Genomic DNA, 23,455 nt, shown 5'->3' on the forward strand with positions numbered 1-23,455 from the left:
CAGTCCTCCCGTGACAATCAACACCGGTACAGACGATGCGGTTCAGGCGGTCGAGTCCTTCGACGCCGCAGCACACGCGGCCGCCATGGTAGGGCACCACTACCGCGTCGACGACTACTACGAGGTCGGCCGCGAGAAGGTGCGCGAATACGCGCGCGCCGTGCAGGACTACCACCCGGTGCACTGGGACGAGGACCTCGCGCAGGAGTACGGCTACGATGGCCTGCTCGCGCCGCTGACCTTCATCTCCCTGGTCGGCATTCTGGCCCAGCGCAAGCTCTTCGAGCAGATTGTCACCGGCTACGACCTGAGCCAGATCCTGCAGACCGACCAGATCCTGGAATTCCACCGGCCGATCCGGGTCGGTGACCAGCTGGTCTGCGACGTCTACCTGCACTCGTTCCGGCAGGCGTTCGGCGGCGACATCATCGTCACCAAGAACATCGTCACCGCGCAGAACGACGAGCTGGTGCTCACCACCTACACCACGCTGATCGGCCGCAGCGGCGGCGACATCGACCCGAACCTCAACGACGTCGTGCGCAACGTGCTGATGCACGGCATCGGCGAGGACGCCCCGGATCACCGTCCGCGCGCCAACGTGCCCGCCCCCGTGGTCGCCGCCAAGGTGCCCGAGGTCGCGCCGAGCAAGCGCGCGCGCAGCTTCGACGACATCGCGGCCGGTGACGAACTCCCCACTCGGATCGTCCGGCTGACCCGTGGCGACCTGGTGAACTACGCAGGCGTCTCCGGCGACGCCAACCCGATCCACTGGAGCGACGAGGTGGTCAAGCTGGTCGACCTCGAGGACGTGGTCGCGCACGGCATGCTCACCATGGGCCTCGGCGGCGGCTTCGTCACCTCCTGGCTCGGCGATCCCGGCGCGGTCAAGGAATACAACGTCCGCTTCACCAGCCCGGTCTATGTGGGGACGGGTGAGGCCGCCGAGATCGAGTACACCGGTAAGGTGAAGTCGGTCGATCCGGAGACGCGGACCGCGGTCATCGCCATCGTGGCGAAGTCGGCGGGGCGCAAGATCTTCGGGCGCGCTACGGCTACCGTCCAACTGTCCTGAGCGGTCAGGCGCGGAAGCGGTAGCTCGCGTGGTCATGAAGGGCACCGATCAGGCCAAGTGGATACTGCCTGACCTGGTCGCTTGACCCTGATTGGCAAACGACGCGGACGGTAACGTACACTCAGGTTTCTGGGGTCACCAGCCGTTGCGCGCTGCTCTGTAGAGCCGGTTCCGGGCGAGTTCTCGAGGATTCGCCGAAGGAATCGGCAACTGCCAAGCAGCGCGCGTGTTATGTGACACCAGAAGAACAACTGAATACCGAACAGTGGTTGGACGGCCAACACGGATCCAACCGAAGGGGCGTAGCTCAACTGGCAGAGCAGCGGTCTCCAAAACCGCAGGTTGCAGGTTCAAGTCCTGTCGCCCCTGCCCTGGATGCCAGCGACGAAAGGATCGACGTGAGCGAGCGGGAAGATCGCCTGGGCGCACATGCGACCGACGACGGCGATGACACCGCCGGCGGAGTTCGTCCGAGTGGCAAGCGAACCGCCCGGCGGACTCGCAGCGCGTCGTCCGACACCGGTTCGATCGCCACTCTGGATCGACCCACGTCGCGCAAGGCAACCAAGACCGATCGGGCCGAACGCGGAACGCGTAATCCGTTCAAGCGTTTGATCAAGTTCCTGCGTGAGGTAATCGCGGAACTGCGCAAGGTGATCTGGCCCAACCGGAAGCAGATGGTCACCTATACGAGCGTTGTTCTGGTGTTCGTGATTTTCATGGTCGCGTTCATCAGCGGGTTGGATGTGGCGTTCATCAAGGGTGTCAACTGGCTGTTCGGCTAGAGCAGAACGAGCCGACGCCGGCCGATCTCCGGGGCAGACCCGGGCGGACTGGTTCCGCCGCGCGCCCGGCCCCGGCACGCAGAGGATGTACGTGACGACACAGGAAGCGAGTGCCCCAGTGAGCACCCCGGAGAACGACACAAACGAAGAGTTCCCGGTCGAGGACGCGGTGGTGGATCCCACGACCGAGGACGCCGCGACCGTCGAAGACTCCGAGGACGTGGACTCCGAGGGCGCCGTCGACTCCGAGTCGGAGACCGACGAGGAAGCCGCTGCCGCTCCGATCGATGCCGAACCCGCCGATCCGGTCGCCGAGATGAAGTCCGCGCTGCGGCGCGCCCCCGGTGACTGGTACGTCATCCACTCGTACGCCGGTTACGAGAACAAGGTGAAGGCCAATCTCGAGACCCGCGTGCAGAACCTCGACCTCGAGGAGTACATCTTCCAGGTCGAGGTGCCGACCGAAGAGGTCACCGAGATCAAGAACGGCCAGCGCAAGAACGTCAACCGCAAGGTGCTGCCCGGCTACATCCTGGTCCGGATGGAACTCAACGACGAGTCGTGGGGCGCGGTGCGCAACACCCCCGGCGTCACCGGTTTCGTCGGCGCCACCTCGCGCCCGTCGCCGCTGTCCATCGATGACGTGGTGAAGTTCCTCGTCCCCGCCGCCCAGCAGAAGAAGGCTCCGGCCGCCGCGGGCACGGGCACGTCCGAGTCGTCCACCGAGTCGGTGTCCAAGCCGGCCATCGAGGTCGACTTCGAGGTCGGCGAGTCGGTGACCGTCATGGACGGCCCCTTCGCGACGCTGCCCGCCAGCATCTCCGAGGTCAACGCCGAGCAGCAGAAGCTCAAGGTGCTCGTGTCGATCTTCGGCCGCGAGACCCCGGTCGAGCTCGGCTTCACCCAGGTCGCGAAGATCTAAGACGTTCCGTCCCCGACGGAATGAATCGGCCCGGTTCACGGGTTGATTCACCAGGACTTGCAAAGAGCAAGGAAAACAGACACCTAGGAAAGAAAGATGCCCCCCAAGAAGAAGAAGCTCGCCGGGATCATCAAGCTTCAGATCCAGGCCGGCCAGGCGAACCCCGCCCCTCCGGTGGGTCCCGCGCTCGGTCAGCACGGCGTCAACATCATGGAGTTCTGCAAGGCGTACAACGCCGCGACCGAGTCGCAGCGTGGCAACGTCATTCCGGTCGAGATCTCGGTCTACGAGGATCGCTCGTTCGACTTCAAGCTGAAGACCCCGCCCGCCGCTCGGCTGCTGCTCAAGGCCGCCGGTGTGCAGAAGGGCTCGGCCGAGCCGCACCGCACCAAGGTCGCCAAGGTGACCATGGATCAGGTGCGCGAGATCGCCAAGACCAAGCAGGAAGATCTGAACGCCAACGATCTCGATCAGGCGGCGAAGATCATTGCGGGTACCGCGCGTTCGATGGGTATCACCGTCGAGGGCTGAGCGAACTCGCTCCAGGTGGGAGGGCCGGCCAGGCCCGGTAACCACGGCTGAACCAGAAACTAAGGACAGAGAATCATGGCAAAACGAAGCAAGGCGTATCTCGCCGCGGCCGAGAAGGTCGATCGCGACACGCTCTACTCCCCGCTCGCCGCGGCGCGGCTGGCCAAGGAGACCGCGACCACCAAGACCGACGCGACCGTCGAGGTCGCCGTTCGTCTCGGCGTCGATCCCCGCAAGGCGGACCAGATGGTTCGCGGCACGGTCAACCTGCCGCACGGCACCGGTAAGACCGCCCGCGTCATCGTGTTCGCGGCAGGCGAGAAGGCCGCCGAGGCCGAGGCCGCCGGTGCGGACGCCGTCGGCGCCGAGGACCTGATCGAGCGGATCCAGGGCGGCTGGCTCGATTTCGACGCCGCGATCGCCACCCCGGATCAGATGGCCAAGGTCGGCCGGATCGCGCGTGTCCTCGGACCGCGTGGCCTGATGCCGAACCCGAAGACGGGCACGGTCACCAACGACGTGACCAAGGCGGTCAACGACATCAAGGGCGGAAAGATCAACTTCCGCGTCGACAAGCAGGCCAACCTGCACTTCGTCATCGGCAAGGCCTCCTTCGCCGATGCCGCGCTGGTGGAGAACTACGGCGCCGCGCTGGAGGAGATCCTCCGCGTGAAGCCGTCGACCGCCAAGGGCCGCTACGTCAAGAAGGTGACGGTTTCGACGAACACCGGACCGGGCATCCCGGTGGACCCGAACCGCACCCGCAACCTCCTCGATGAGGATGCGTCCTAAGTAGCACCCAGCACGTCCGTCCGGGCGGGAACGCGAATCGCGTTCCCGCCCGGACGCGTTCGTGGGCCGGACTAATTCCGGCGGCGGCGTCGTTGGTCGTGTCGTGACGGTTGTCCTGCTCATCTCCGGGAGCACGCGCGGTGCTTCGACCAATTCCGCCGCCCTGCGCACGGTTCAGGCGCTGGCCGCCGACGACGTGGACGCGCGCTGGTTCGACGGGCTCGCCGCACTGCCCGCCTTCAACCCGGATGACGACGGCACCGGGCACCCGGCGGTTCTCGCACTGCGCGAACAGCTTTCGCAGGCCGACGCGGTGCTGTTCTGCACCCCCGAATACGCAGGCACGCTCCCGGGGAGCCTGAAGAACCTGCTCGACTGGACCGTCGGCACCGCCGATCTGTACGAGAAGCCGACCGCCTGGATCACCGTGGCCGCACCCGGCCGTGGCGAAGGCGCCGCCGCGACGCTGGCCCTGGTTCTCGGTTACGTGGGCGCGGACGTGGTCCCCGACGACTGCGCCCGGCTGCCGGTCGGCCGGGACGACGTCGGACCCGACGGGCTGGTCGCCACCGCGGAGTTCCGTACCGGCGCCGTGGCGGCGCTGAACCGGCTGGTCGCCCGGGCGACCGCCTGACCCACGGCACTAGGCCGGGATCCGCCCGAATCCCGACCGCCGGTGCGACAATTCGACCTCAGTCGGCCGAATCCTCCTGCGGTCGTGTCCCTTCCCGCCAGGCGAGCAGCACCGACTCGCCCTCCGGCGCGCCCCACGGCAGGAAGATCGCGACCACGACCGCGCACACCACCACCGCGCTCGCGGCGACCAGCGACGCGGTGTGCGAGCCCTGCAGCGCGGCCGTTTTCATGGCGACGATGAGGTTTTCCCGCTGGCTCTCGAAGAACGGGGGGAGCGGGCGCTTACGGATCTCCAGCACGCTGAGCGGGCTGGACTTCACCAGCTCCTTCTCGTTCGCGCTCATCAGGCCGGTCGGCAACGCGTCGATGCGCGGGGCGATCCTGGTCGTGTAGTACGACGCCACGATCGAGCCGAGCACCGCGACGCCGAGGGTGCCGCCGATCTCCCTGGTGGTGTCGTTCACCGCGGATCCGGCCCCCGCCTCGTTCAGCGGCAGCGATCCCATGATCGATTCGGTGGCCGGCCCCTGGACGATGCCGACGCCGAGCGCCATGAACACCATGGCGGGCAGCACGTCGGTGACGTAGGGACTGTCCACCGTCACCTGGCCGCCCAGATACAGCCCGAGCCCGGTGCTCAGCAGGCCGGTGACGATGACCGGAGTAGGCCCGAATCGCTGCGCGAGCAAGGTGGCGATCGGTGCGCCGACGGCCACCGAGAACGCGAAAGGCAGTGAGGCGATACCGAATTCGAGCGGCGTGTATTCACGCACCCCTTGGAAATACTGGGTGATGAGGAAAAGGAATCCGAACATCGAGAAGTAGCAGATCGCAATCGACAGGGCGGGCATCGAGAATCGCCGATTGCGGAACAGCGTCATATCGAGAATTGGTGCGGCAGTGCGCAATTCCCAGACAACGAAGGCGACGAGCAGGATAAGGCCGACCGCGCCGGTGCCCAGCGTGGTGGTGGACAGCCAGCCGAAGCGCGGCGCCTCGATGATGGACCAGACCACCAGCGTGATGCCCGCGATGGACAGTCCGATGCCGGGCAGATCGAGCCGGCCGACGGTGGTGGAGCGCGATTCCGGTACCCAGAGCAGCGTCGCCACCAGTGCGACCGCGGCCAGCGGCACGTTGATCCAGAAGACCGAGTGCCAGGTGAAGTGCTCGAGCAGCCAGCCGCCGGAGATCGGGCCGATCGCGATGGCGAAGCCGGCCATCGCGGTCCACGCCGCGATGGCCAGGGCGCGTTCGCGTTTGTCGTGGAAGATGTTGATGATCAGGGCCAGCGTCGCGGGGAACACGGCCGCGGCGAACACGCCCATCGCGGCGCGCGCGGCGATCACCCCGCCCATCGAGCCGGACAGCGCGCCGGCCACCGACATGGCGCCGACGCCGACCAGGCCGACCATCATCACCCGGCGGCGGCCGAGCCGATCGCCCAGGTTGCCGAACGCGAGTAACAGCCCCGCGAAGGTGAGGGTGTACGCGTCGACGACCCATTGCAGGCCGCTGACGCCGGTGCGCAGCTGTACCCCGATGGAGGGCAGTGCGACGTTCACGATGGTGTTGTCCAGGACGACTAGCAACTCGGCGAGGCAGATCACGGCCAAGGCGAGAAAGCGCTGGTTACGTCGTTCCAGCAGCACCGGTGGATCGACTATGGAGGTTGCCATAGTTCAGCAGTCAAACAGTAACTGTCACCGTTGGTAACACCTTCGGCTGGCGATCTCGGCCACATCGCGGAGTCGATTGTGATGAGTAGCACATCGATTCGGCTGCCGAATGGTGCCGATTCCGCGTGGGTGTACCCCGTTTTGGCAGTTGGGGGGTGGTCCAGGTACATTGGACAACAGTTATCGACTAGTTCGATTCCTACCCAATCCGTTCTACCGAAGACCGTTGGTCGTCGAGCCCGCATGGGTTCGATCGAAGGTCCGGCGACATTGCCGGCGGCCCACGCAGGGAGAACCGAGGCCGTGAGTTGTTTGTGCGCCCCGGAACGCCCTGCGTCCGGGGCGTTTGTTTTGTCGCCGTCCCCTGATCGGTAGTCCGTTTCGAACCGACCATCAGAGAGGAGGCGAAGTATGGCAAAACCCGAGAAGGTCACTGCGGTCGAGGAGATCGCGGAGCAGTTCAAGAGCTCCACTGCCACCGTTGTCACGGAATACCGTGGACTGTCGGTCGGCAAGCTCACCGAGCTGCGCCGCGCGCTGGGCGCCGAAGCCACGTACTCCGTCGCCAAGAACACCCTGGTCAAGCGCGCTGCTGCCGAAGCTGGCGTGGAAGGCCTCGACGAGCTGTTCGTCGGACCGACCGCGATCACCTTCATCAGCGGCGAGCCTGTCACCGCGGCGAAGGCGCTCAAGACCTTCGCGAAGGACAACAAGGCGCTCATCATCAAGGGCGGCTACATGGACGGCGCGCCGCTGTCCGTGTCCGAGGTCGAGAAGATCGCCGACCTGGAGTCCCGCGAGGTCCTGCTGGCCAAGCTGGCCGGTGCGATGAAGGGCAACATGGCGAAGGCCGCCGGTCTGTTCAACGCTCCCGCATCGCAGGTGGCTCGCCTTGCCGCCGCGCTCGTGGAGAAGAAGCAGGCCGAAGCCGGTGGCGAAACCGCTGCCGCGGAATAACCCACGCGGCCTGAGCATCAGGCCCGGAGGCGGCAGCGCCAGCGTAACCACGCAGGGCCAGTGCAGGCCGCCAATGAAAGACATGGGTGATTCGCGTGCGCGTCGCCCTCATAGACAACAACTACCGAAAGGAACAACATCATGGCCAACGTTGACGAACTGCTGGAGACCTTCGGCAACATGACCCTGCTCGAGCTGTCGGACTTCGTCAAGAAGTTCGAAGAGAAGTTCGAGGTCACCGCCGCGGCTCCGGTCGCCGTCGCCGGTCCGGCCGGCCCGGGCGCCGTTGCCGACGCCGTCGAGGAGCAGGACGAGTTCGACGTCATCCTCGAGGGTGCGGGCGACAAGAAGATCCAGGTCATCAAGGTGGTCCGCGAGATCGTCTCCGGCCTGGGCCTGAAGGAAGCCAAGGACCTCGTCGAGGGCGCGCCGAAGGCCATCCTGGAGAAGGTTGCCAAGGACGCCGCCGAGGCTGCCAAGGCGAAGCTGGAAGAGGCCGGCGCCAAGGTCTCGGTCAAGTAATTCCCGACCGAATCGCCGACGGGCGGTCCCCATTGTGGGGGCCGCCCGTTTGCTATTTATGGCGACCTGCACCAACAATGCGGAAATAGCGAATGAAACGGGGTTACTCTTCAGTCAGGTTGGGGTGTGCCCCGTCTCGCTCTTGAGATACAGTGGCCCGACCCACTGTGACGTGACACACCGCGAGACCGAGCACGCGGTTAGCTGGTGGGCAGCTCGCTGAGAAATTGTGGAGGTTGGCGTGGGCGTCGAGGTCAGAACCGAAGGTATTACCAAGTCCTTCGGATCCCAGCGAATTTGGCAGGATGTCTCCCTGACCTTGCCGACCGGTGAGGTCAGCGCACTGCTGGGCCCGTCGGGCACCGGTAAGTCGGTCTTTCTGAAGTCGCTGATCGGCCTGCTGCGCCCGGAGCGCGGCTCGATCTTCGTCGGCGACACCGATATCACCACCTGCTCGAACAAGGATCTCTACGAGATCCGCAAGCTCTTCGGCGTGCTGTTCCAGGACGGCGCGCTGTTCGGCTCGATGAACCTCTTCGACAATGTCGCGTTCCCGCTTCGTGAGCACACGAAGAAGCCGGAATCCGAGGTCCGCAAGATCGTCATGGAGAAGCTGGAGCTGACCGGTCTGCTCGGGGCCGAAGGCAAGCTGCCCGGCGAGATCTCCGGCGGTATGCGCAAGCGCGCCGGGCTGGCCCGCGCCCTCGTGCTGGACCCGCAGATCATCCTCGTCGACGAGCCGGACTCCGGCCTCGACCCGGTGCGCACCGCCTACATCAGCCAGCTGCTGATCGATATCAACGCGCAGATCGACGCCACCATCCTGATCGTCACGCACAACATCAACCTGGCCCGCACCGTGCCGGACAACATCGGCATGATGTTCCGCCGCCAGCTGGTCATGTTCGGCCCGCGCGAGGTCCTGCTGACCTCCGACGAGCCCGTGGTCAAGCAGTTCCTCAACGGACGCATGCAGGGCCCGATCGGCATGTCCGAGGAGAAGGACGAGGCCCAGATGGCCCGCGAGCAAGCGATGTTCGACGGCGGCCATCACCACGGCGGCGCCGAAGAGGTCGAGGGCATCATCCCGCAGATGCAGGCGACCCCCGGCATGCCGGTCCGGCAGGCGGTCAACCGGCGCAAGGAGCGGGTCCGCGAGATCATGCACACCCTGCCGCACGCGGCGCAAACCGCGATTCGCGAATCACTTGATCAGAACGACGAGACGCAGGTGCTCGCGTACAACAACAGCGACCTGGGTGGTTACCAGGGCGGCGCGTACGAGACCACCACTCGACACAACACAACTAACGGGTAACATCTGCGATCGTGAATTCCTCCCTGGCGCGATTGCGGACTCCACTGGAGTCGGGGTTTGGCCAGGCCGGCAACATCTTTGCGCTGTTCGTGGACGTGCTGCGCAAGACGTTTCGCCGGCCGTTCGAGTGGCGGGAGTTCATCGAGCAGTCGTGGTTCATCGCGAGTGTCTCGATCCTGCCCAGCGCACTCGTCGCTATTCCCTTCGGCGCGGTCGTCGCGCTGCAGACCGGCTCGCTCATCAAACAGCTCGGTGCCGAATCCTTCACCGGCGCAACCAGTGTGCTCGCCACCGTGCAGCAGGCGGCGCCGATCGTCACGGCGTTGATCATCGCGGGCGCGGCCGGTTCGGCGGTCGCGGCCGACCTCGGCTCGCGCACCATCCGTGAGGAGATCGACGCGCTGGAGGTGCTCGGCGTCGATCCGGTGCACAAGCTGGTCGTGCCCCGCGTGCTCGGCATGACCGTGGTGGCGCTGCTGCTCAACGGCCTGGTGTCGGTGGTCGGCATCGCGGGCGGTTACTTCTTCAATGTGCTGCTGCAAGGCGGCACGCCCGGCGCGTACCTCGCCTCGTTCTCCGCCCTGGCGCAGCTGCCGGACCTGTGGATCGGTGAGTTCAAGGCGCTGGTGTTCGGTCTGATAGCCGGTGTGATCGCCGCATACAAGGGTCTGCACCCCAAGGGTGGCCCGAAGGGAGTAGGTGAAGCGGTGAACCAATCCGTGGTGATCACGTTCTTGGTGCTGTTCTTCGTGAACCTCATTCTCACCCTGGTGTACCTGCAGGTCGTCCCGGCCAAGGGCGCCTGACCGGTGGCCACCCAGTACCGCAACCCCGCTCTCGCCAAATCGCTTCGCCGGGCGGGAAGTATCGCCCGTTCACCACTGAAGGTGATCGATCGGGCCGGCGAGCAGATGTCGTTCTACACCCGCGCCATCGCCTGGATCCCGCGCACCGCCGTGCATTACCGCAAGGAAGTCATGCGGCTGCTCGCCGAGGTGACCTTCGGCAGCGGCGCGCTCGCGGTGATCGGCGGCACCATCGGCGTCATCGTGTTCATGTCCGGCTCGGTCGGCGTCGTGGTCGGCCTGCAGGGCTTCAAGGCGCTGGACGCGCTCGGCAGCTCGGTGCTGACCGGCTTCCTCACCGCCTACATCAACACCCGCGAGATCGCGCCGCTGGTCGCGGCTTTGGCGTTGTCGGCGACGGTGGGCTGTGGTTTCACCGCGCAGCTCGGCGCCATGCGGATCTCCGAGGAGATCGACGCGCTCGAGGTGATGGCGGTGCCCGGCGTGCCGTTCCTGGTCACCACCCGGGTGATCGCCGGCTTCCTCGCGGTGATCCCGCTCTACATCGTCGGCCTGCTCGGCACGTTCCTGGCCTCGCGGATGATCAGCATCTGGTTCAACGGGCAGTCCAGTGGGTCCTACGACCACTACTTCAGCCTGTTCCTACCACCTGAGGACGTGCTCTATTCGTTCGTCAAGGTGCTGGTGTTCGCGTTCGTGATCATCATGGTGCACTGCTACTACGGCTTCCACGCCACCGGCGGACCGGCGGGCGTCGGCGTCGCGGTGGGGCGTGCGGTGCGCGCGGCCATCGTGCTGGTCAATGTGCTCGATTTCTTCCTCAGCCTGGCCATCTGGGGGACGACAACGACGGTGCGGGTGGCCGGATGAGTCGCGGTGTGCAGGCGTGGCGGTCCACCGAGAAGCTGCGCGTGCGGCTGCTCGGCATCGCGTTCTTCGTGGTGGTCGCGCTGTTTCTCGCGACCACGATCGCGATCTACAACAAGCAGTTCGTGAAGACGGTCGACGTCGACCTGGTCACCGACAGCGTGGGCAACGCGCTCACCAAGAACGCGGACGTGAAGGTCCGCGGCATCACCGTCGGCGATGTCCGGTCGAGCGATTCCGAGAACGGCAAGGTGACCCTGCACCTGGCCATCCACCCGGACAAGGCCGATCAGATTCCCGCCAACGCGACCGCGCGGCTGCTGCCGAAGACGCTGTTCGGCGAGCGATACGTGGACCTGATGATTCCGGCCGATCGCAGCGCGAAGCACCTGACCGACGGGGTGACCCTGCAACAGGACAAGAGCGGCAACGCGATCGAGCTGAGCAAGCTGCTCGACGACCTGATGCCGCTGCTGCAGGCGATCCCGCCGCAGGATCTGGCCGCCACCCTCGGCGCGCTGTCGCAGGCGCTGTCCGGTCAGGGGGTGGCGCTCGGCGAGAGCGTGGACAAGCTGGACAACATCTTCCGTCAGGTCAACGGCGTGCTGCCGGACCTGCAGGCGGACCTGCGCAGCTTCGCCGAGGTGGCCGCCACCTACGCCGACGCCGCGCCGCAGCTGGTGAACGCGCTGGACAACCTGCGCACCACCAACGCGACCATCGTGCAACGGCGCTTCGACATCGACTCGCTGTACGCCGTGCTGACCCCCGCCTCCTCGAACAGCGCCGATTTCCTGGTGGCCAACCGGGACAACATCATCGACCTGTCCGCCGACTCCCGCCCGTTGCTCGAGCAGCTGGCCACCTACTCGCCGACGTTCCCGTGCGTGATGGCGAACTTCGCTCAGCTCAAGCCGCGCATCGACGAGATCCTCGGCAAGGGCACGAAGAATCCGGGCACCCGGGTGAGCATCGAGCTGACCAACCCGCGCGGCAAGTATCTGCCGAACCAGGACGAGCCGCGCTGGCTCGACGACCGCGGTCCGTGGTGTATTCCGGAGAAGCCGCTCGGCGTCGACCCCGGCCAGTACACCGGCGGCGCGAACAACGACGGCTCCTACGCGGTGCCGAGCCGCAATCCCGGCGATCTGGAGACCGGCAAGCTGTCGCCGCCGCAGTTCGGCGTCTACCCGGCCGGCCGGGTGCCGACCATCGCCGGTTCGCCGGTCGAGCAGCAGTCGCTCGGCGCGATCTACGGCGCCGCCAATGGTGTTGCGCCCGACCAGGTGCCGAGCTGGGTGACCAGGGCAGGCGCGCCCGCGTTCCGGGGTAGCGAGGTGAGCGTTCGATGAAGCAGCGACTCCGTGGCCTCGGTGGCCCGCTCACCAAGCTGGTCATCTTCGTCCTCGTGACCGTGTTCGCGACCACCGTGCTCGCGCTGTCCATCGCCAATTACAGCGGGAACGGCACGAAGTTCAAGGCTCGTTTCACCGATGTCACCTCGCTCAACAAGGGTGACGAGGTGCGCGTCGCCGGCGTGCGGATCGGCAAGGTCACCAATATCGCGATCGTGGACAAGCGCCTGGCCGAGGTGAGTTTCGAACTCACCGACCGCAATTGGCTGCCCGCCTCGACCACCGCGAGCATCCGCTACCGGAACCTGGTCGGCCAGCGCTACATCGCGCTGGAGCAGGGCACCGGCGAGCAGGGCCGAAAGCTCAACGAGGGCGGCACGATTCCGCTAGAGCGCACCAATCCCGCGCTCAACCTCACCACGCTGTTCAACGGCTTCCGCCCGCTGTTCCGCACGCTGACCGCCGATGACGTGAACAAGCTCTCCTTCGAGATCATCCAGGTGTTCCAGGGCGAGCAGGGCACCATCCACGACCTGGTCGCCACCACCGCGAACCTGACCAACAAGATCGCGGACAAGGACGCGGTGATCGGCGAACTGGTGCGCAACCTGACCGCGGTGCTGGACACGGTCAATCAGCGCGACGATCAGTTCGACAAGCTCATCGTCAATACCGAGGCACTGGTCAGCGGCCTGTCCGCGGAACGGGACACGATCGGCCGTTCGGTCACCTCGCTCGGCAACCTGGCCTCGGCCACCGCCGATCTGCTGGTGCCGGTGCGGCCGACGCTGCAGGGCTCGATCGCCGGACTGAGTCAGCTGGCCGGCACCATCAACGATCGCCAGGACGACGTGAACGACGTCCTGCGCAACCTGCCGATCAAGATGGAAAAGCTCGGCCGGGTAGGCAGTTACGGTTCCTGGTTCCAGTTCTATCTGTGCGGTATCGACATCGTCGTCGGGCCGGGCACGGCGGACGCCCCGAACCTGAACCTGCCCGCCGCACTGCCGACGATCAACCAGCCCATCTACACCAATGCCGCGCCGCGCTGCTCCGGGAAGGCCCGCTGATGGACGACCGGATTCTGCTCGGACGCCGCAGTCCCGTCTTCATGGGCGTGCTCGGCCTGGTCATGGTGTTGCTGGTGACGGTGTCCGCGTTCTTCCTGGACCGGCTGCCGATCATCGGCGCGGGCACCAAGTACACCGCCGAATTCTCCGAGGCCGCTGGGCTGAAGAAGGGCAACGAGGTCCGGATCGCGGGGGTGAAGGTCGGTTCGGTATCCGACGTGCGCCTCGACGGCCCCAAGGTGCTCGTCGACTTCCGCACCCAGGACGCCTGGATCGGCAGCGAGACCACCGCCTCGATCCAGATCAAGACCGTGCTCGGCCAGAAGTATCTGGCGCTGGACCCGAAGGGCTCCCGCGCCGCCGACCCGGCGAGCCGGATTCCGTTGTCCCGCACGGTCGCTCCGTACGACGTGGTGGACGCGTTCACCGACGCGGCGAAGAACATCGACCAGATCGACACCGCCCAGCTGGCCACCAGCATGCGGGTGCTCTCGGACGCGTTCGCCACCACACCGCCGGAGCTGCGCGGCTCGATCGACGGCGTCGCCCGGCTGTCGGAGACGCTGGCCAAGCGGGACGAGGAGCTGAAGAAGCTGTTCGCCGCGACCAGGCAGACCACCCAGGTGCTGGCCGACCGCAACGCGGAGTTCGAGCGGCTGCTGGCCAACGGCGGGCAGTTGCTGGCCGAGCTCAACATTCGCCAGCAGTCGATCGCGCAGCTGCTCTCCGGCGCCAAGACGGTGTCCGCCGAGCTCACCGCGCTGGTGCACGACAACGAGGAGCAGATCGGCCCGGCGCTGAAGAACCTGCGCGGCTCGATCGATCTGCTGAATGCCAACCAGCAGAACATCTCCAAGACCCTGGAGCTGGCGGCCCCGTTCTACGGGATCTACGCCAACGTGCTCGGCACCGGCCGCTGGTTCGACGCGGTGATCGTCAACCTGATCCCGCCCGCGCTGCCGGAGATCCCCGGCGCCCGTCCGCCGATCCGCAACATGGGAGGTAACTGACATGGCGGACCGGTTGCAGGCGCTGCGTACTTCGGGGCGCGGTACCAAGATCACCATCGCGCTCGTCCTGGTGGTGGCCGTGGTCGCCGCCGGCGTGCTGTGGTGGACGGTCGACCGGCTGACCACCACCAAGATCACCGCGTACTTCGATCGCTCGGTCGGCATCTACGAGGGCTCGGACGTGCGGGTGCTCGGCGTGCCGGTCGGCAAGGTGGATTCGGTTGAGCCGCAGGGCGATCAGGTCAAGATCGTGATGAGCGTCGATCGCTCCTTCGACATCCCGGCGAACGCCAGGGCCGCGCAGATCACGCCGTCGATCGTGTCCGACCGCTACATCCAGCTCACCCCGGTCTACACCGGCGGGGACAAGATGCCGCGCACCGCGACGATTCCGCGCGACCGCACGGTCACCCCGGTCGAGGTGGACCAGCTGTACAAGAGCATCACCGAGCTCTCGGACGCGCTGGGCCCCAACGGCGCCAACAAGGACGGCGCGGTCAACCAGCTGGTGCGCACCGGCGCGGCGAACCTGGACGGCAACGGCGAGGCCCTCGCCAACAGCCTCACCCAGCTGTCCAAGGCGGCCAAGTACCTGTCCGACGCGCGCGGCGACATCTTCGACACGGTCAAGAACCTGCAGAACTTCGTCACCATGCTGGCCGACAACGACGCGCAGGTGCGCCAGTTCAACGTCCAGCTCGCCGACCTGTCCAGCTTCCTGGCCAGCGAGCGCAGCGACCTCGGCGCCGCGCTGAACCTGCTGTCGGTCGCGCTCGGCGATGTCGCCCGGTTCATCGACAACAACCGCGACCTGATCGCCAGCAATGCCGAGGGGCTGGTCACGCTGACCAAGACGCTGTCGGATCAGCGCGACGACCTGGCCGCCGCGCTGCCGGTGCTGCCGCTGGCGCTGAGCAACCTGATCAACATCCACAACGCCGAGTCCGGCACCCTCGACATGCGCGCCAACTTCACCGACCTGCAGGATCCGTTCGGAGTGATGTGCAAGCTGATCGACGTGTCCAAGCTGCGGCCGGGCGATCCGCAGTTCGAGGCGCTGGGCAGGCAGATGCGCCCGATCCTCGATCACTGCAAGGAGATCGCCGATCAGATCACCGCCGGCGTGCAGACGCCGACGCTGATCCTGCCGTTCGGCGTGCTCAGCGGGGAGAACGAGCAGCGCGCTCCGGTGCCGGGCACGGTGCCCGGCATCCCGTCCGACCGGCTTCCGCCGTCGCAGGGAGGTGCGCGGTGAGTAGCCGAATCCGTTCCGTCACACGCGGTCTCGGTGCCGCGCTGGCCATCGGGGTGACCGCCGCCCTGGTCACCTCGTGCGCCTCCGACGGCATCTACAGCGTGCCGCTGCCCGGCGGCGCCGACGTCGGCGACCATCCGATGTACATCGATATCCAGTTCGACGACGTGCTCGACCTGGTGCCGCAGTCCGCGGTGAAGGTCGAGGGCCTGCCGGTGGGCCGGGTCGAGGACATCAAGATCGGCAAGGACCAGTGGACGGCCACCGTGCGGGCCGTGGTGAACTCCTCGGTCGACCTGCCCGCGAACGCGCGAGCCGAGGTGCGGCAGTCGAATCTGCTCGGCGAGAAGTTCATCGAGCTGTCCAAGCCCGCGGCCGAGCCGGAGACCAGGAAGCTGACCGACGGGTCGGTGATCCCGGTCGACCACACCCGGCACGCCACCGAGATCGAGCAGGTGCTCGGCGCGATGTCGTTGCTGCTCAACGGCGGTGGCGTCGCGCAGCTGCAACCGATCGTGACCGAGCTGAACAAGACCATCGGCGGCCGCGAGGACCGGGTGCGTTCGCTGCTCGATCAGGCGAACATCCTGATCAAGGGCCTCGATGACCAGGTCGACGACATCACAAGGGCGCTCGACGGTCTCGATGTGCTGAGCAGCCGGGTGAGCAGGCAGACCGATCAGATCGGCAAGATCCTGGACCAGCTGCCCCAGGGCGTCAAGATCTTGGAGGAGCAGCGCCCGCAGCTGGTCGGGCTGCTCACCCAGCTCGATCGGGTGGGCCAGGCCGGTTTCGACGTGCTCGATCACTCCAAGGACGACCTGATCCGCGACCTGACCGCGCTGCGTCCGACGCTGCAGGAGCTGGGCAAGTCCGCGCCGGATCTGATCACCGCGCTGCCGCTGATCCCGACCTATCCGTTCCCCGACTCCACGCTGGAGTCCACCTTCGGCGGGTCGGTCAACACCTGGCTGTCGGTGGACCAGCAGATCGGCGTCACGCTGAGCAATCTCGGTGTGGGCAAACCGGATCCGGTGTACACCCCGCCGCTCGGACCGCCGGTGCCGGTGAATCCGACCAACCCGTACTACAACGGCAACGGCCCGCGGCCCGGCTGGCCGACCGTGTCGATCCTGCCGCTGCCGCCGAACATGGCGCAGCCGCCCGCGCCGGGTGTGCCGCCCAATCCGGTCGGGGCGATTCTGGAGCAATTGGGAGTGGGTGGAGCCCGATGACCAGGCTGGTTCGTTGGCAGTTGATCGCCTTCGTCATCGTCGCGGTGGTCGGCGTCGTCTTCGTCGGCGCCAAGTACATCCGGCTCGATCACATGGTCGGTCTCGGTCAGTACGAGGTGAAGGTGCAGGCCGCGCAGACCGGCGGCATCTACAAGGGCGCCGAGGTGACCTACCGCGGCGTGCCGGTCGGCCGGGTCGGCGAGCTGGAACTCACCGGTGACGGCGTGGTGCTGCACCTGATCGTCGATTCGAGCTCGCCGAAGATCCCGGCGAGCGCGAAGGCCGTGGTGGCCAACCGCTCCGCGATCGGCGAGCAATACGTCGATCTGCAGCCCGACACCGACGGTTCGCCCTACCTGCACGACGGTTCGGTGATCACCTCGGCGACCACGCCGGTGCCGGTGGAGCAGCTGGTCGCCAGCGTCGACACGTTCACCCGCTCGGTCGATCTCGCGGCGTTGAACACCACCGTGCGCGAGCTCGGCAAGGCGTTCGACGGCAAGGGCGACGACCTGCAGGTCTTCGTCGATTCGCTGAACAAGTTCACCACCACGTTCAACGAGACGCTGCCGCAGACCCTGCAGCTGATCCGGGACAGCAAGATCGCGCTCGGCACCCAGGCCGAGCAGTCCGGCGCCATCCGCGAGTTCAGCGACGGCCTGGACAAGCTCACCGCGCAGCTGCGCTCCAGCGACCCGGACATCCGGCGGCTGATCGGCACCGGCAACGACGCGGGCCAGCAGATCGACGCGCTGCTGCGCGAGAGCGGCGGCGCGCTCACCCAGGACCTCGGGAACCTGCGCCAGCTGCTGCTGGCCATCTCGCCGAAGTTCTACGCGATCCGTCCGCTGCTGCAGTTCCTGCCGCAGTTGTCCATCGGCGGCTCGTCCACCGCGCCCGGCGACGGCACCACGCACTTCGGTTTGGTGCTGGAGGCCAACAATCCGCCGGCCTGTACCGTCGGCTACGAGGGAACGCAGCGGATCCTCGAGCAGATGAAGGCGCAGAATCCGGACTTCGACGACACCCGCGACGAGTTCCCGTTCAACAAGGACGCGAAGTGCACTGTGCCGCAAGGTAACCCGACCACCGTGCGGGGTGGCTCGAAGGCCGATCTCGCCGATCCGAATGTCGTGCAGCCCTGGGATTCCACCCCCAAGACCGATCCGGATCGACTGAACCTGAATCCGATCGCCGTGCAGATGGCAACCCTGATGGGGGTTACGCCGAAGCGGTGACCAGGAACGACGACGTTAGGGTGTCTGGCGTGACCTCAGATTTGACCAAGCAGCTCGATTCGGCCGAGCCGCAGGAATCACCGGACCCCGCGGACGGCGTGCCGGCCTCCGACGTGGTTGCTGACGTCGCGGCCGAGCGTGCCGACGAGGCACCCGGCCCGGACCGCGGCGGGCTCGTCCGCACGCTGGCGCTGGTCGGCTCGGCGGGCCTGCTGGTCGTCGCCCTGGTCGCGGCCATCTGGTTCGGCACCGGTTGGGTCCGCTCGGCGGTCAGCGACGCCCCGCGCGCCGACGCCCGCGACACCGCGCTCGACGCCGCTCGCCAGGCCGCGCTCAACATGACCTCGATGAACCTCGACGACGTTCCCGGCTCGCTCGCGCTGGCCCGCTCCTCGATGACCGGCGCGCTGCTCGACTCGGCGAACAAGAACAAGGACCAGGCCGAGACGCTGGCCAAGCAGACCAACACGGGCATGACCTCCAAGGTGCTCGGCTCCGCGCTCACCACGCTGAACAGCGAGAAGGACAAGGCGTCCGCGCTGGTCGTGCTGCAGGTGACCGAGCTGGCCAAGGACAAGCCGCCGGCCGAGTACCGCTACAGCTGGAACGTCGACGTGACCAAGACCGGCGACGTCTGGAAGGCCGAGCAGATCTCCTCGCTGAGCCAGCCGGTGCTGCTGAGCGGCGGCCAGGGCCAGTCGCCGCAGGCGCCGCCCGCCGACCAGCCGCCCGCCGCGCCCAAGCCGGGATCGTAGGAGACCCAGTCATGACCTCTCGTAAGCCGATCAACCGGGTCACCTCCAAGCGCCGTCCGTCCGGTGAGCAGCCGGCCCGCGCCGCCGCCCCGCGTACCACGCAGGCCCGCAAGCCGCGGGTGACGAGCACCACCCGGCCCGCCGCCGCGCGTCCGGTGCGGGAAGCGCAGCGTCCCGAGCAGCAGCCGACCGGCGGGCGGAAGAAGATCCTGGGCGGCCTGCAGCGGCCGTCGCGCGGTTCCGGCGGCGCGACCTCGGGTCGTTCGTTCTGGTCGCTGGTCGCCGCGCTGCTCGTCGCCGCGCTGCTGCTGGGCGGATTCGCGGCCGTCGCCGCGTCCCGTCCCGGCGTCGACGACTCGAACAAGGCCTTCGTCGACAACAAGGCCACCGAGGAGGTGCGCGCGGCCGCCGATCACGCGTTGAAGACCGTCTACGCCTACGACGTGAAGAACATCGACAGCTACCGCGAGACCGCCAAACAGGTGCTCACCGGCAAGATGCTGGCCGATCTGGACAAGTACGCCGACACCACGATCTCGGCGGTAAAACAGGCGCAGACCAGCGCCGATGCCAAGGCCGATCCCATCGCTGTGACCTTGCTCACCGACGACCGGGCCGAGCTGCTGGTCAACCTGGTGGTCAGTGCGACCAAGAACGGCGCCGCGCAGCAGAGTGTCGCGGGTCCGATCGTGCTGCACATGCAGAAGGTGGGCGATCGCTGGCTCGCCAGCGACATCGTCGACCAGTGATCTTCCAGCGGCCCAGGGGATCTCATGGCGCCCTGGTCGGGGCCGCCTACTTGACGAGTTTCGCTGGAGCCGTCACGCTATTCACAACAGCGGCAGCTGTCACAGTGGCTCCATTACGCCCCGTCGTCCTCGACGCAGCCAGCGATTCGGACACGGCGCGCCAGCCACGTGAATGTGCGCACGGATGGTAGGTTGACACCCCCGTGACGGTTGGTGTACGGTTGGACGTTGCGCTGGCTGCCTCCTGTCCATACCTCGATTTGCACACGTAAGTTCCACCCTTCCGGTGTTACTTCCGTTGTTGCCTGTTCGGGTTTCGTTCGGGTTGTAACCAGCGGAATTCGTAGCAGACAAGCGACGGTCGCGGACCACCACGCGGCGCGCGTGAGGTGCTGGAAGGACGCATCTTGGCAGTCTCCACCCAGACCAAGGCAGTTGCCGGAATCCCCGGAGCCCCATTGCGGGTGTCTTTCGCGAAGATCCGTGAACCCTTGGAGGTGCCCGGACTTCTCGATCTACAGACGGACTCATTTGCATGGTTGATCGGTTCGCCGTCATGGCGTGAAAAGGTCGCCCTTCGCGGCGATGTCGGGCTAGTCGGGGGACTCGAGGAGGTGCTCGAGGAGCTTTCGCCGATCGAGGACTTCTCCGGCTCGATGTCCCTGTCTTTCTCTGACCCTCGGTTCGAAGAGGTCAAGGCCTCCATCGACGAGTGCAAAGACAAGGACATGACCTACGCGGCGCCGTTGTTCGTCACCGCGGAGTTCATCAACAACAACACCGGTGAGATCAAGAGCCAGACGGTCTTCATGGGAGATTTCCCGATGATGACCGACAAGGGCACGTTCATCATCAACGGCACCGAGCGCGTCGTCGTCTCGCAGCTGGTTCGTTCGCCGGGTGTCTACTTCGACCACTCCGTCGACAAGACCACCGAGAAGGACCTGCACAGCGTGCGCGTCATTCCGTCGCGTGGTGCCTGGCTGGAGTTCGACATCGACAAGCGCGACACCGTTGGTGTCCGCATCGACCGCAAGCGTCGCCAGCCGGTCACCGTGCTGCTGAAGGCGCTCGGTTGGACGAACGAGGAGATCGTCGAGCGTTTCGGCTTCTCCGAGATCATGATGTCGACCCTGGAGAAGGACAACACCGCCGGTCAGGACGAGGCGCTGCTGGACATCTACCGCAAGTTGCGTCCGGGCGAGCCGCCGACCAAGGAGTCCGCGCAGACCCTGCTGGAGAACCTGTTCTTCAAGGAGAAGCGCTACGACCTGGCCCGCGTCGGTCGCTACAAGATCAACAAGAAGCTCGGCATCCACCTCGGCGAGCAGGTCACCGGATCGGTGCTCACCAAGGAAGACATCGTCTCCACGATCGAGTACCTGGTGCGTCTGCACGCGGGTGATCGGGTGATGACCGCGCCCGGCGGCGAAGAGGTCCCGGTCGACGTCGACGACATCGACCACTTCGGTAACCGTCGCCTGCGCACCGTCGGCGAGCTGATCCAGAACCAGATCCGGGTCGGCCTGTCCCGGATGGAGCGCGTGGTCCGCGAGCGGATGACGACTCAGGACGTCGAGGCGATCACGCCGCAGACCCTGATCAACATCCGCCCGGTGGTCGCCGCGATCAAGGAGTTCTTCGGAACGTCGCAGCTGTCGCAGTTCATGGACCAGAACAACCCGCTGTCGGGTCTGACCCACAAGCGCCGCCTGTCGGCCCTTGGCCCGGGTGGTCTGTCCCGTGAGCGCGCCGGCCTGGAAGTCCGCGACGTGCACACCTCGCACTACGGCCGCATGTGCCCGATCGAGACCCCGGAAGGCCCGAATATCGGCCTGATCGGTTCGCTGTCGGTGTACGCGCGGGTCAACCCGTTCGGCTTCATCGAGACGCCGTACCGCAAGGTGGTCGACGGCCGAGTCACCGATGAGGTCAAGTACCTCACCGCCGACGAGGAGGACCGCCACGTTCGTGCGCAGGCCAACTCGCCGGTCGACGCCGACGGTCGCTTCCTCGAGGACCGGGTGCTTTGCCGCCGGGGCAACGAGGAGAACGAGCTCGTCTCCGCCGACGAGGTCGACTACATGGATGTCTCGCCGCGCCAGATGGTGTCGGTCGCGACGGCCATGATCCCGTTCCTCGAGCACGACGACGCCAACCGTGCCCTCATGGGTGCGAATATGCAGCGTCAGGCCGTGCCGCTGATCCGTTCCGAGGCCCCCGTCGTTGGCACCGGCATGGAGCTGCGCGCCGCCGTCGACGCCGGCGATGTCGTGGTCAACGAGAAGGCCGGCGTGGTCGAAGAGGTTTCGGCCGACTACGTCACCGTGATGGCCGACGACGGCACCCGCAAGAGCTACCGGATGCGCAAGTTCGCCCGCTCCAACCAGGGCACCTGCGCGAACCAGCGGCCGATCGTGGACGAGAGCCAGCGGGTCGAGGTCGGCCAGGTGCTGGCCGACGGTCCGTGCACCCAGAACGGTGAGATGGCGCTGGGCAAGAACCTGCTCGTCGCGATCATGCCGTGGGAGGGCCACAACTACGAGGACGCGATCATCCTGTCGCAGCGCCTCGTGGAAGAGGACGTGCTCACCTCGATCCACATCGAAGAGCACGAGATCGACGCCCGCGACACCAAGCTCGGTGCCGAGGAGATCACCAGGGACATCCCGAACGTCTCCGACGAGGTCCTCGCCGACCTCGACGAGCGTGGCATCGTGCGCATCGGCGCCGAGGTCAGGGATGGCGACATCCTGGTCGGCAAGGTCACCCCGAAGGGCGAGACCGAGCTGACCCCGGAGGAGCGCCTGCTGCGCGCCATCTTCGGTGAGAAGGCGCGCGAAGTGCGCGATACCTCGCTGAAGGTGCCGCACGGTGAGTCCGGCAAGGTCATCGGCATCCGCGTGTTCTCGCGTGAGGACGACGACGATCTGCCGCCCGGGGTGAACGAGCTGGTGCGCGTGTACGTGGCGCAGAAGCGCAAGATCCAGGACGGCGACAAGCTCGCCGGCCGCCACGGCAACAAGGGTGTCATCGGCAAGATCCTGCCGACCGAGGACATGCCGTTCATGCCGGACGGCACCCCGGTCGACATCATCCTCAACACCCACGGTGTGCCGCGTCGTATGAACATCGGCCAGATCTTGGAGACCCACCTCGGGTGGATCGGCAAGGCGGGCTGGGATGTCGGCGTAGGCGAAGACGGGTCTCGTCCCGACTGGGCCAAGGCGCTGCCGGAGGAGATGCTGGCGGCACCGTCCGACTCGAACATCGCCACCCCGGTGTTCGACGGTGCCCGCGAGGAGGAGCTGACCGGTCTGCTCGCCTCGACCCTGCCGAACCGTGACGGTGAGCGCATGGTCGACGACAACGGCAAGGCCACGCTGCTCGACGGTCGTTCCGGCGAGCCGTTCCCGTACCCGGTCGCGGTCGGCTACATGTACATCCTGAAGCTGCACCACCTGGTCGACGACAAGATCCACGCCCGCTCGACCGGTCCGTACTCGATGATCACCCAGCAGCCGCTCGGCGGTAAGGCCCAGTTCGGTGGCCAGCGCTTCGGTGAAATGGAGTGCTGGGCCATGCAGGCCTACGGCGCGGCGTACACGCTGCAGGAGCTGCTGACGATCAAGTCCGACGATGTCGTCGGTCGCGTCAAGGTTTACGAGGCGATCGTCAAGGGCGAGAACATTCCGGAGCCGGGCATTCCGGAGTCGTTCAAGGTGCTCCTCAAGGAACTCCAGTCGCTGTGCCTCAACGTCGAGGTGCTGTCTTCCGACGGCGCCGCGATCGAGATGCGCGACGGCGACGACGAGGATCTGGAGCGCGCCGCGGCGAACCTGGGCATCAACCTGTCCAGGAACGAAGCGGCCACCGTCGACGATCTGGCGAACTAGGC

Annotated in this window: 21 protein-coding genes and 1 tRNA gene; 21 read left to right on the forward strand and 1 reads right to left on the reverse strand. The window is 66.4% G+C overall.

Going from position 1 to position 23,455, the window contains the following annotated elements; all coding sequences use genetic code 11:
* The first annotated feature begins 16 nt into the window (after positions 1–16).
* From ACFQ9K_RS20635 to ACFQ9K_RS20665, 7 genes are all read left to right on the forward strand, one after another.
* Positions 17–1,075, forward strand: a complete 1,059-nt coding sequence (locus ACFQ9K_RS20635) for a fused (3R)-hydroxyacyl-ACP dehydratase subunits HadA/HadB (RefSeq protein WP_378720662.1) — start codon at positions 17–19, stop codon at positions 1,073–1,075.
* A gap of 296 nt (positions 1,076–1,371) precedes the next feature.
* Positions 1,372–1,444 (forward strand) — tRNA-Trp (locus tag ACFQ9K_RS20640).
* A 29-nt stretch (positions 1,445–1,473) separates the two neighbouring features.
* Positions 1,474–1,860 carry a preprotein translocase subunit SecE gene (gene secE, locus ACFQ9K_RS20645; protein ID WP_378720657.1) on the forward strand — a complete coding sequence of 129 codons (387 nt, stop codon included), beginning with the start codon at positions 1,474–1,476 and terminating at the stop codon, positions 1,858–1,860.
* Between the two features lie 118 nt (positions 1,861–1,978).
* Positions 1,979–2,782, forward strand: a complete 804-nt coding sequence (gene nusG, locus ACFQ9K_RS20650) for a transcription termination/antitermination protein NusG (protein ID WP_378720663.1) — start codon at positions 1,979–1,981, stop codon at positions 2,780–2,782.
* Between the two features lie 96 nt (positions 2,783–2,878).
* Positions 2,879–3,313, forward strand: coding sequence for a 50S ribosomal protein L11 (gene rplK, locus ACFQ9K_RS20655; RefSeq protein WP_378720658.1), 435 nt, complete (start codon positions 2,879–2,881; stop codon positions 3,311–3,313).
* Between the two features lie 75 nt (positions 3,314–3,388).
* Positions 3,389–4,105, forward strand: a complete 717-nt coding sequence (rplA, locus tag ACFQ9K_RS20660) for a 50S ribosomal protein L1 (protein ID WP_378720659.1) — start codon at positions 3,389–3,391, stop codon at positions 4,103–4,105.
* Positions 4,106–4,208: 103 nt separating this feature from the next.
* Positions 4,209–4,739, forward strand: a complete 531-nt coding sequence (locus ACFQ9K_RS20665; protein ID WP_378983433.1) for an NADPH-dependent FMN reductase — start codon at positions 4,209–4,211, stop codon at positions 4,737–4,739.
* Positions 4,740–4,797: 58 nt separating this feature from the next.
* Here ACFQ9K_RS20665 and ACFQ9K_RS20670 read toward each other — a convergent pair whose 3' ends face one another.
* Positions 4,798–6,420 carry an MFS transporter gene (locus ACFQ9K_RS20670; protein ID WP_378723421.1) on the reverse strand — a complete coding sequence of 541 codons (1,623 nt, stop codon included), beginning with the start codon at positions 6,418–6,420 and terminating at the stop codon, positions 4,798–4,800.
* A 411-nt stretch (positions 6,421–6,831) separates the two neighbouring features.
* Between ACFQ9K_RS20670 and rplJ the strand changes: the two genes are divergently transcribed.
* The 14 genes from rplJ to ACFQ9K_RS20740 all read left to right on the forward strand — a co-directional run bounded on the left by rplJ (position 6,832) and on the right by ACFQ9K_RS20740 (position 23,453).
* On the forward strand, positions 6,832–7,377 hold the full coding sequence (rplJ, locus tag ACFQ9K_RS20675) for a 50S ribosomal protein L10 (RefSeq protein WP_378723420.1): 546 nt from the start codon (positions 6,832–6,834) through the stop codon (positions 7,375–7,377).
* Positions 7,378–7,518: 141 nt separating this feature from the next.
* Positions 7,519–7,899 (forward strand): 50S ribosomal protein L7/L12, encoded by a 381-nt coding sequence (gene rplL / locus ACFQ9K_RS20680; protein WP_378723419.1) that lies wholly within the window; start codon positions 7,519–7,521, stop codon positions 7,897–7,899.
* Positions 7,900–8,140: 241 nt separating this feature from the next.
* Positions 8,141–9,217: an ABC transporter ATP-binding protein gene (locus ACFQ9K_RS20685; protein WP_378723418.1), complete on the forward strand. Its 1,077-nt coding sequence runs from the start codon at positions 8,141–8,143 to the stop codon at positions 9,215–9,217.
* 11 nt (positions 9,218–9,228) lie between these two features.
* Complete coding sequence (locus ACFQ9K_RS20690; protein WP_150399750.1) at positions 9,229–10,023, forward strand: ABC transporter permease; 795 nt, start codon at positions 9,229–9,231, stop codon at positions 10,021–10,023.
* A gap of 105 nt (positions 10,024–10,128) precedes the next feature.
* Entirely contained in the window at positions 10,129–10,893 is a 765-nt protein-coding gene (locus ACFQ9K_RS20695) for an ABC transporter permease (RefSeq protein ID WP_223884852.1), read from the forward strand.
* Positions 10,890–12,242 (forward strand): MCE family protein, encoded by a 1,353-nt coding sequence (locus ACFQ9K_RS20700; RefSeq protein ID WP_378723417.1) that lies wholly within the window; start codon positions 10,890–10,892, stop codon positions 12,240–12,242. The genes ACFQ9K_RS20695 and ACFQ9K_RS20700 overlap by 4 nt, the downstream gene beginning before the upstream one ends.
* Positions 12,239–13,315: an MCE family protein gene (locus ACFQ9K_RS20705; RefSeq protein ID WP_378723415.1), complete on the forward strand. Its 1,077-nt coding sequence runs from the start codon at positions 12,239–12,241 to the stop codon at positions 13,313–13,315. The genes ACFQ9K_RS20700 and ACFQ9K_RS20705 overlap by 4 nt, the downstream gene beginning before the upstream one ends.
* A complete protein-coding gene (locus ACFQ9K_RS20710; RefSeq protein WP_378723414.1) occupies positions 13,315–14,325 on the forward strand; it encodes an MCE family protein in 1,011 nt (336 codons plus the stop codon). The genes ACFQ9K_RS20705 and ACFQ9K_RS20710 overlap by 1 nt, the downstream gene beginning before the upstream one ends.
* A 1-nt stretch (position 14,326) precedes the next feature.
* The gene (locus ACFQ9K_RS20715) at positions 14,327–15,580 is read left to right on the forward strand and encodes an MCE family protein (RefSeq protein ID WP_378723412.1); all 1,254 of its coding nucleotides are present in this window, start codon (positions 14,327–14,329) and stop codon (positions 15,578–15,580) included.
* Entirely contained in the window at positions 15,577–16,815 is a 1,239-nt protein-coding gene (locus ACFQ9K_RS20720) for an MCE family protein (protein WP_378723411.1), read from the forward strand. Before ACFQ9K_RS20715 ends, ACFQ9K_RS20720 begins: the two co-directional genes overlap by 4 nt.
* Positions 16,812–18,053: an MCE family protein gene (locus ACFQ9K_RS20725; RefSeq protein ID WP_378723410.1), complete on the forward strand. Its 1,242-nt coding sequence runs from the start codon at positions 16,812–16,814 to the stop codon at positions 18,051–18,053. Before ACFQ9K_RS20720 ends, ACFQ9K_RS20725 begins: the two co-directional genes overlap by 4 nt.
* A gap of 29 nt (positions 18,054–18,082) precedes the next feature.
* Positions 18,083–18,808: a hypothetical protein gene (locus ACFQ9K_RS20730; RefSeq protein ID WP_378723409.1), complete on the forward strand. Its 726-nt coding sequence runs from the start codon at positions 18,083–18,085 to the stop codon at positions 18,806–18,808.
* Between the two features lie 11 nt (positions 18,809–18,819).
* Positions 18,820–19,557, forward strand: coding sequence for a hypothetical protein (locus tag ACFQ9K_RS20735; RefSeq protein ID WP_378723408.1), 738 nt, complete (start codon positions 18,820–18,822; stop codon positions 19,555–19,557).
* Positions 19,558–19,946: 389 nt separating this feature from the next.
* Positions 19,947–23,453, forward strand: a complete 3,507-nt coding sequence (locus ACFQ9K_RS20740) for a DNA-directed RNA polymerase subunit beta (RefSeq protein WP_378983436.1) — start codon at positions 19,947–19,949, stop codon at positions 23,451–23,453.
* Positions 23,454–23,455: the final 2 nt, after the last annotated feature.

Source organism: Nocardia sp. NPDC056564 (genome assembly GCF_042793755.1).
Taxonomy (GTDB): domain Bacteria; phylum Actinomycetota; class Actinomycetes; order Mycobacteriales; family Mycobacteriaceae; genus Nocardia.

Bases quoted from the DNA above. Each gene is read 5' to 3' on its own strand.
- ACFQ9K_RS20725 (WP_378723410.1), top strand. From the start codon at position 16,812: ATGACCAGGCTGGTTCGTTGGCAGTTGATCGCCTTCGTCATCGTCGCG.
- ACFQ9K_RS20695 (WP_223884852.1), top strand. From the start codon at position 10,129: ATGTCGTTCTACACCCGCGCCATCGCCTGGATCCCGCGCACCGCCGTG.
- ACFQ9K_RS20670 (WP_378723421.1), bottom strand. From the start codon at position 6,420: ATGGCAACCTCCATAGTCGATCCACCGGTGCTGCTGGAACGACGTAAC.
- ACFQ9K_RS20705 (WP_378723415.1), top strand. From the start codon at position 12,239: ATGAAGCAGCGACTCCGTGGCCTCGGTGGCCCGCTCACCAAGCTGGTC.
- ACFQ9K_RS20700 (WP_378723417.1), top strand. From the start codon at position 10,890: ATGAGTCGCGGTGTGCAGGCGTGGCGGTCCACCGAGAAGCTGCGCGTG.
- ACFQ9K_RS20715 (WP_378723412.1), top strand. From the start codon at position 14,327: ATGGCGGACCGGTTGCAGGCGCTGCGTACTTCGGGGCGCGGTACCAAG.
- rplJ (WP_378723420.1), top strand. From the start codon at position 6,832: ATGGCAAAACCCGAGAAGGTCACTGCGGTCGAGGAGATCGCGGAGCAG.
- rplA (WP_378720659.1), top strand. From the start codon at position 3,389: ATGGCAAAACGAAGCAAGGCGTATCTCGCCGCGGCCGAGAAGGTCGAT.
- rplK (WP_378720658.1), top strand. From the start codon at position 2,879: ATGCCCCCCAAGAAGAAGAAGCTCGCCGGGATCATCAAGCTTCAGATC.
- rplL (WP_378723419.1), top strand. From the start codon at position 7,519: ATGGCCAACGTTGACGAACTGCTGGAGACCTTCGGCAACATGACCCTG.
- ACFQ9K_RS20710 (WP_378723414.1), top strand. From the start codon at position 13,315: ATGGACGACCGGATTCTGCTCGGACGCCGCAGTCCCGTCTTCATGGGC.
- ACFQ9K_RS20735 (WP_378723408.1), top strand. From the start codon at position 18,820: ATGACCTCTCGTAAGCCGATCAACCGGGTCACCTCCAAGCGCCGTCCG.